The sequence below is a fragment of the Rheinheimera baltica DSM 14885 genome (assembly GCF_000425345.1).
Lineage (GTDB): Bacteria > Pseudomonadota > Gammaproteobacteria > Enterobacterales > Alteromonadaceae > Alishewanella > Alishewanella baltica.
On sequence record NZ_AUDG01000096.1, the window covers coordinates 1 to 5905 of the forward strand.

The window sequence follows — 5905 nt, forward strand, 5'->3', positions numbered from 1 at the left end:
AGCCAGTCTTGGCGAAACAACTGGAGCCGGCTGAGTGTATTCTTCGACTATCCACCTGAAATCCGGAAGGTTATTTACACGACCAACGCGATTGAATCTCTGAATGCCAGCTTGCGGAAAGTGACTAAAACCAGACGTTCATTCCCGAACGACGAAGCCGTGTTAAAACTGCTATATCTGGCTTTACATCAAATTGCGAAGAAGTGGACAATGCCACTTAGGGACTGGAAACCGGCGATGAATCAGTTCATTATCATGTATGGTGACCGTGTATCGCTATGAGAAACAGCCACTTACACAGAAAATTTTACATACTCAATCGAAGTGTTTTGTTTAGTTCGCTGGTTGTTTGTTGAACCTAGTAATGCTCCATTTACTCAACGTCACTTACCTGTTTTAAGGAAGCTGGTTATTTATTTGTATTCTTCGGGGATAGTTTCCACCTTGTTTGGTTTGGTTGCTGTTTTTACATCGCCGAAAACTGATAGTAGTAACATTTATTTAGGTACTACCGTTGCATTTCTAACGATTATTTATGCCGCAGTGATTGCTGAATTAATCGTCAGGCCGTTGAAAAACAAAATCACTTATATGCTGTCGTTTAATTAACTTATGCTCGTTATAACTTCATACCAAAGTTTGTAAACATAGCGTCATATAGCCAATGGGTTAACAACAAGTTACTCGCAGCGTAGTAGGAGATTCACCTCCACTTTTAACTCCCTCGACCTTTCCTCTAAATTTAATGTGACTAGATAATTCCATCAACATTGGTTCGTGCATTTAGACGTCGCGCTCTACAGTAAACGCTAAGAGTGGTAGGCAGGTAGTGAGTTTAGTGGTAAATGAGAGTGACTTTTGCAGGAAGAATTATGGACAGAATAATAGAAAAAAAGAAAACGTATTTATCTAAAACCGTCATCATTATCGCAACTGGTTTGGTGTTATCAGCCTTAGCGTATAGCAGCATTCGTAGTAGCGATTTGTCTGCTTTCAGTGTTGATAAGGGAAAGATTAGCTTAGCTACCGTACACCGAGGCCCCTTTAATGTCACTGTTCGAGGGGCAGGCATACTCGTTTCTAAAGATATATCTTGGACAGCCAGTGCTGTAGATGGACGCATCGATGAGGTTCTGGTTAAACCCGGTGCAGTCGTTGAAAAAGGAGATGTTTTGGCTGTCATGGCTAACCCTTTGCTGGAAAGAGAACGAGATGAAATGGTTTGGGAGCTCGAAGCGGTTAATGCAGATCATCAGGCTCAAAATGCACAGCTAAAGTCGCGTATTTTAGACCAAAAATCAGCGATGCTAAGAGTTAAGTATGAATACGAAAGGAGCAAACTACGCTTTGATGCAGTAAACGAACTTATCGAGCAAGGAAACCATACGGTATCAATGCTAGAACATAAAGAAAATCAAATGGCTTATCTTCAGTTTAAGCAGCAATTAGAAATTGAAGAACAGCGAATAACCAATATGCAAGATACCTATGTAATTCAGAAGAACGCGTGGAAAGCCCGGGAGCTTCAATTACAACGTTCATTAGCGTCGGCAAAAGCGCAATTGGATGCCTTGACAGTTAAAGCCAGGATCAGTGGTGTCGTACAAGAGGTGACTATTGAAGCCGGGCAACAGATCACAATCGGGACTAATATCGCAAAATTGGTACGCAAAGACCGATTGATTGCGGAGCTCTCTATTTCTGAGCTTAATATTGCTGAAATTGCAATAGGTCAAAAGGCAATCGTTGACACCAGAAATAGCAAACTGGAAGGTAAGGTTAGCCGCATCGCTCCGTCCGTCGCAAATGGTGATGTGATTGTCGATATTGAATTTACTCAGGAACTGCCTGCAGATGCTAGACCGGAATTGAGTGTCAACGGCATCATTACCGTAGCCGATATGGATGAGGCGGTCTATGTAGAAAGACCATATATGGTGCAAAGTAATAGACAAAAGTATGTATATAGGCTTGACGAAAATGGAGTGGCTAAAAAAACTATGGTGGCGTTTGGAATAGGTGCTGCGGATAACATAGTAGTGCTCGAAGGCTTAATGCCTGGAGACAAGATCGTATTGTCTGATACATCGTCGTGGGAAAAGAATAAAGAAGTGCGACTGAACTAGTATAAGTGCAACTTAACATAAAGGTAAGAAAAGAATGGGTAAGACACTTTTAGAATTATCTTCTGTAGACAAGGTTTTTTCCACTGACACACTTGAGACTCGGGCGTTGTGCGATGTTAATTTTAATATCGAGGAAGGGGAGTATTTAGCAATCACCGGTGCATCCGGGTGCGGTAAGTCTACTTTGATGTCAGTTTTAGGAATGCTGGATGTTATTAGCAAAGGGACATATGTTATTAACGGGCAAGATGTAAGTATCTTATCGGCCAATGAGCGGGCTAGATATCGCAACCGGGAAATCGGGTTCATATTTCAATCGTTCAACTTGATTAGTGAGTTAAGCGTAGAGGAAAATATCGCTTTACCATTGACTTACCGCAAAGATTTAAAGGATACAGATATTAAACGTCGCGTAGCAGAGGCTTTAGAAAAAGTAGAAATGAGTCACAGAGCACAGCACTTTCCTTCACAGCTATCTGGTGGTCAACAACAACGCGTAGCAATTGCCAGAGCAATCGCCGGCTCTCCAAGCATTTTGTTGGCTGATGAACCAACGGGGAACTTAGACTCAAAAAATGCAAGTTCAATCATGGCATTATTTGATGAATTGCATTCGGATGGGGTTACTATATGCATGGTTACTCATGATCCTGCCTCAGCTGCTCGAGCGTGCAGACAAATTGAAATGCTGGATGGCAAGATAGTTAGAGACTCACTCGTAAAAAACGTCGTTAACAACTCTGTTGCGTAGGGAATATTATGGGAAACACAATTTTATTCCGCTATTTAATCAGAACACTGCGACGTAAAGCCCGATTTTTTGCTTTGACTACAGCGGTAATGAGTATTGGTTTAGCTATTTGTTACTACATGTATGCTTTTATCTATGCTGTGACGGATAAGCCTCTCAACTTTGAAGATAGTGACAATGTAGTGTTAATTGGCGCAACGTTAAACGGTCGTCTTGGTATTTTTGATACGCTAATTCAAGATTTTGAAGTCATAGAACAGCAAAGAAAAGTGTTTGATGAGATAGGTGCTTTTCGTGGCATGATGGTTAACCTCACGAGAGAAAACATGACCTATCGGCAAAGTGCTGTTTATACCGATGCCAATGCATTTTCCTTGTCCAAGATAGCGCCTGTGAAAGGAAGATTATTCCACCCAGAAGAAATGCTACCTGGGGCACAGCCTGTGATGATTATTAGTTATGAATTCTGGCATTCTTTTTTCGGTGCTCGCGAGGACATACTGACACAATCCGTTCAGATTAATGGGGAGCTTGTATCTGTAATAGGTATTTTCCCTGAAGGTTATGCATTTCCTTGGAAAGCGGATGTGTATATGCCCCTAACTTTAGATACAGCTAGGATCAAAAGAGAAGAGTTTATCTCGGTAGCGGGCTACGGTAAGTTGTCCGAGGGGGTTAGTATCGATGACGCCAATGCAGCACTTAAACCAATAATGGAAGAGCTGGCAAAAACTTATCCTGGCACAAATGCAGGTATTGGAATTTTTGTTGAAAAGTACACCAAGGCAGTATTAGGAAAAAATGCAAATATCATTGTATTAATGATGAGTGCTATTCTCATATTTATTCTATTTCTGATATCTGTTAACGTTGGTAACCTACTTTTTTCTAACGCCTATGAACGTATATACGAAATAGCAGTAAAAATGGCTTTAGGTGCGCCTCGCAACGTAATAATTGTACAAGTTATGCTTGAAGGGGTCCTCATTTGTGTACTAAGTAGTTTACTTGCATTGGGGATTACACATGTTGCTTTGAATGAGACATCGAATGCTATCGCTGCACTTAATCCTAACTTTTTTGTTTGGCAATTTGGTGTTGACGGTAATGTATTAACAATGGCTGCATTGCTCTTAGTTATAGCTATTGTATTTTCAAGCTTTTTACCTGCGTGGAGAGCATCAGCAGAAGACTTTAACAAGACTCTACGAGAGGGGACTGTTTCTAAAAGAAAGAAATCTGCAAACAAGCTTGATGGCTATCTAGTGATGTTTGAAGTTGCTATTTCTGTTGTGGCTTTGATCATGGCCAGTGCATTGACTTTGTCCGTGTATAAAGCAGTCAATACGAATTATGGTGTAGGTACTGATAACACGTTAGTCGCCAGGTTAAGTACTCCGAGTTCAGCAATTGGTAGTGCTGAACAACAAAAGAAATTCTTCTATCAGCTAGTCAACGAATTGGAAGCTCTACCACAAATCGATAAAGTTTCAATGATGAGTGAATTGCCTGGTGGCAGGACTTGGCCACAACAGTATGTGGTTGAGGGCAAAGAGTACCACCAACAAGAAGGCTACCCCCGAGCCAATATCAAACAAGTTATTCCAGGTTCAATTGAAGCTTTAGATATTAAATTGAAATCAGGTCGTTACTTAAATCAGCAGGATATGTTTAATGGAAACAACATCGTAGTGAGCCAATCATTTGCTGATAAGTATTGGCCAAATGATGTCGCATTGGACCAGAGAATAAGGATTATAGAGAGTAGCGATCCACAACAACAGCATAGGATTGTTGGCGTGATTGATGATGTAATCTACGGTAATCCCTATGAAGATGCAGCTAGTTTACCAACTGTGTACTTCGCTAATCAAACTACTGATATGCAAGATGGAACCGTTGTAGCCCTTAAATATAACGGGAGCATGGGAGATGTCGTTTCATTACTTAGAGATCGTGTTAAACGCTTAGCTCCAGACGTTGCTGTATATGGTGTTAGTTCCTATGAAGAACGTTTAGCTAGTAATACTGCATTGATGCTCATTGGCAGTCGAACATTTATTTTGTTTGGGTTGGTCAGCTTTATATTGGCAGCGAGTGGCATTTATGGATTTGTCACTAAAATGGTACTTGGTCGAACTCGTGAAGTGGGTATTCGAATAGCATTGGGCGCAACGGATGGCAATATCTATCATCTTTTTTTTCGCCAAAGACTAATGCAGTTATTTGGGGCGTTAGGGTTAGGTGTTGCAATATCGATACTGCTTATGAATGGAATAGGAAATAGTATCAATGTTGAAATATTGCAAGCCATAGCAATCTATATGGTCGTTACTATAGTTATCACCTTGATGGTGATTGTTGCAACGTTTTTACCAGTTCGAGAATTGCTTGCTCAACAACCTTCACAGGCATTGCGTTATGAATAGTCGAATACAAGCGGTATTTGCTTATATTGTTATAGCCACCACATTGGACTGTTTTTTATTGGGTTTAATACTCTGTCTTTTGTATTCGTAACAGTAACAATACCTTCAGTGTGATTGTAGTGGCACACTGAGTTTTACCATCTGACCAGGAAGGGTTACAGGGTTCACGAAAAAATCGAATGTCTGCAATTAAGGCAAAGTCGACATTAGTTTTTCTCCAGCCTCCTGTTCTAGACGACTGCTAATCGCTCAGGCTGTGTGAAAACTGCTGATCACCTTTTGGTCTAAGCAATAGATTTATATGATCAATTGTTCTTGATAAAGCAGTACAGTTAGCTGTCGCTTTACTAAAATTAATAGCATACGAATTAGAACAAAGTGTGCTGATATGACCCACCATATTAAAGGCCAAGGTAGACATCAAGTAACCTTGCTCCCTGAGGCGCTTGATGACTTCGTTACTGAAGATAACCCTGTCCGAGTGGTCGATATCTTTGTTGATGGATTACAGCTTGACTCACTTGGCTTTGAAAGAGTTAGCGCAAAACAAACAGGGCGGCCAGGTTATCACCCGGCTACCATGCTGAAACTGTACATTT

5 protein-coding genes are annotated in these 5905 nt (G+C 40.8%); all 5 read left to right on the plus strand.

Translation table 11 applies throughout. The annotated features are described in order from the left end of the window. Nucleotides 1-282: transposase (locus H595_RS23010; RefSeq protein ID WP_037053927.1), on the plus strand; the 282-nt coding region annotated here is incomplete at its 5' end. Nucleotides 283-872: 590 nt separating this feature from the next. Then, entirely contained in the window at nt 873-2126 is a 1254-nt protein-coding gene (locus H595_RS0119075; RefSeq protein WP_027672584.1) for an efflux RND transporter periplasmic adaptor subunit, read from the plus strand. Between the two features lie 34 nt (nt 2127-2160). Next, on the plus strand, nt 2161-2877 hold the full coding sequence (locus tag H595_RS23015; protein WP_037055441.1) for an ABC transporter ATP-binding protein: 717 nt from the start codon (nt 2161-2163) through the stop codon (nt 2875-2877). An 8-nt stretch (nt 2878-2885) separates the two neighbouring features. Continuing rightward, nucleotides 2886-5306, plus strand: coding sequence for an ABC transporter permease (locus tag H595_RS0119085; RefSeq protein WP_037055443.1), 2421 nt, complete (start codon nt 2886-2888; stop codon nt 5304-5306). A 388-nt stretch (nt 5307-5694) separates the two neighbouring features. Beyond that, a partial coding sequence (locus tag H595_RS0119090; RefSeq protein ID WP_027669873.1) for a transposase occupies nt 5695-5905 on the plus strand: 211 nt, incomplete at its 3' end.